The organism is Consotaella aegiceratis (assembly GCF_036541425.1).
Classification (GTDB): Bacteria; Pseudomonadota; Alphaproteobacteria; order Rhizobiales; family Rhizobiaceae; genus Consotaella; species Consotaella aegiceratis.
In genome coordinates this window covers 1-2,719 of the sequence record NZ_JAZHFT010000109.1, presented here as the reverse complement: position 1 = coordinate 2,719, position 2,719 = coordinate 1, and the positions used below count along the sequence as shown (strand labels likewise).

At 63.3% G+C, this 2,719-nt stretch carries 3 protein-coding genes; all 3 read right to left on the bottom strand.

Annotated features, from left to right (window positions below):
- A partial coding sequence (locus SMD10_RS25140; protein WP_331688462.1) for a hypothetical protein occupies nucleotides 1–400 on the bottom strand: 400 nt, incomplete at its 3' end.
- Between the two features lie 107 nt (nucleotides 401–507).
- Complete coding sequence (locus tag SMD10_RS25135; RefSeq protein ID WP_331688461.1) at nucleotides 508–726, bottom strand: hypothetical protein; 219 nt, start codon at nucleotides 724–726, stop codon at nucleotides 508–510.
- 9 nt (nucleotides 727–735) lie between these two features.
- Nucleotides 736–2,661 carry an RHS repeat domain-containing protein gene (locus SMD10_RS25130; protein ID WP_331688460.1) on the bottom strand — a complete coding sequence of 642 codons (1,926 nt, stop codon included), beginning with the start codon at nucleotides 2,659–2,661 and terminating at the stop codon, nucleotides 736–738.
- Nucleotides 2,662–2,719: the final 58 nt, after the last annotated feature.

Sequence of the window (2,719 nt, the reverse complement as noted above, 5' to 3'; positions counted from 1 at the left end):
TCTGAAGTTCCAATGGCGGATGAGCGCCAAGTGCCGCAAAGCCACACCGATCAAGCCCAAATCGGGCCGCCATCACCAATGACGTCTCTTCAATGCCGCCAAAACGTCGGTTCTTCGAGGTGTCCAGCTGGCCGTTGCCGTCATAGGACAGCCGCCGCTCGCCCCACAGCGCGTCGTCGATCGAAACCGGCGCAAAGGCCTTGTCGTAGTCGTAGAGCCGCCGCGCGTGCTCCCGGGCGCGCCGCGCCTCCTCGCGCACCGGCACGGTAACGCCCAGCCGCGAACGGTCGTGCACCGCCGGATGGCGCGGCCCCGCCTCCTGGGCGACGATCTGGCCGGCGGCGTCGTAGCGCTGCTCCAGGCGAAAGCCGCCCAGGACGCGGCCCCGCTCGCGGCCCAAACCGTCGCGCTCGAAGGCGATGGCCGTCTCGCCCGCCAGCAGCGCAAAGGCGCAGTCGAGAAACAGAGGTTAAGCTTAGCTCAATGATGTATTAATTTTATTAAATTTCAGTGCGGACGCATACCCGATTCTTTTGATATCTTTTTCGCCAATTTATCAAGATAATCTTCTCCATTATTTTTATATAATTCTATATCTCTATCTGATAAATTTACTTTTTCTTCATATAATCCAATATCTCCACAAATTACCATCAATACTAATTTCCCATTGTCATCCTCGAACAATTGCCACTGAACATTCTTTCCTTCCGATATTTTTCTCATAGAACACCTCTAAGGCCCTATTCCAGTAGGCGTGACAGTGAATCCTGAACTGGGAATTTGGTTTGTTATGATTTCTGGCATTCCGCCGCTTGTCATTCCACCCCATCTGAAAAAAGAGTTAGCCCCAGATTCTAGTCCATTAGGCAGTCTTGCATTATATAATAATGGGCTTTGCACATCGACTCGCATCAATGGTTCATTCCATTGATTTGTGGGTATGCCTAATTTTCTTTTTATTACTATAATATCACCGCCAGAATCTGAAAGCAATTTGTCCATCGCCCTGCTTGTTGTCATGAACTGGCCGTCTGGCCGCCCGATGAATTCTCTACCCTTAATCCAGTTTTCGTATGTTGATTTCGGAACGAGATAAGAACCGCCCTGTCTAAAATCCTCTAAATGCGAAACAACACCGGCTCTATTATCTCCTAGCCATGGGCTGGTGCTTGTATCTCCGAGCCCCCGTGGAGGAGTTGCTGCTAGCCCATAGGGATCGATCTGGACAAAAGGATTGGCGACATAGGCCTGGGACCGATCCCCACCGGCCAGACCGATGGGGTCGGGGCTGGTGTAGTGGCCGGTCAGGGGATCGTAGTGCCGGTGGCGGTTGTAGTATAGCCCTGTCTCGGCGTCCTCGTACTGGCCCGGAAACCGCCACGGGCAGGCCAGCGCGTCGGGCGGCCGGGCGTGGGCCGGCTTCATCGCCAGGGCGCCGCGCACCTCCACCGCCCGCACCGCGCCCCAGACGTGGTGGTCCGCCGCCCAGACCAGATGCCCGCGCGCGTCGAACATCTCCTTGGGCGTGCCGAGCGGGTCGGTGACCACGGCCAGCATTTCGCCGCCGGGCAGCTCCTTGGCCAGGAGCCTGTGCGTTTCTTCCTCGAAGTGCCAGCGGATGCCTTCGTCCCAGGCGATCTGCCCGTCCAGATGCAGCGGCGCCTCGGCCACCATCCGGTCGCCGTCCCAAAGATACGCCGTGCCCACCTCAGGCGGGCGCTCCCCCGGTCCGCCGTCAGCGGCATCGTCGTTGGCAGCAGCCGGCATCGCCCGTGGACTGCCGTCCTCGCCCACCAGCGCCGGCCAGCGCCAGGAGGCGCGCTGGCGCTCGACCCCGCTGAAGCGCCGGACCTTCGCCACCCGCCGCCCGAACGGGTCGTAGCGGTAGAGCCATTCCTCGCCCTCGGGCGTCATCACCGAGGCCAGCCGGTCGTGCGCGTCCCACCCATAGCGCCAGCGCCGCGGCCGAAAACCGTCCCGTTCCACATGCCGCTCGATCAGCCGCCCGCACGCGTCGTGGGAAAGGCGCAGCCGCTCGCCCTTCGGACCGCGCGCGATCTGCACCACCCCGCCGGGCGTCCTCTGCCAGGCCTCGGGCCGGCTGGCCGGCACCGCCGCGCCGAAGGCGGCGTCGAAGGCCGCGCCGTAGCTCGACGGGCCCTCCTCCGCCCGCTGCGAGGACGAGGCGCCGCGAAGATTGCGCGCCGCATCGTAGGAAAAGCGCTCCGAGCCCGAGGCGCTCTCGGCCGAGACCAACTGGCCGTTGCCGTCATAGGACAGCCGCCGCTCGCCCCACAGCGCGTCGTCGATCGAAACCGGCGCAAAGGCCTTGTCGTAGTCGTAGAGCCGCCGCGCGTGCTCCCGGGCGCGCCGCGCCTCCTCGCGCACCGGCACGGTGACGCCCAGCCGCGAACGGTCGTGCACCGCCGGATGGCGCGGCCCCGCCTCCTGGGCGACGATCTGGCCGGCGGCGTCGTAGCGCTGCTCCAGGCGAAAGCCGCCCAGGACGCGGCCCCGCTCGCGGCCCAAACCGTCGCGCTCGAAGGTGATGGCCGTCTCGCCGGCCAGCAGTTTTTCCACCGCGCCCAGGGGATCGCGGACGATCTCGACGAGGCCGCGGTCCTCGCCGACGATCTCGCGGGCGATCCGCTCGCCCATGGCGTCGCGGGTCGATCTGATGCGCCGGCCGTTCAGCGTCTCCGAGACGATGCGCCCG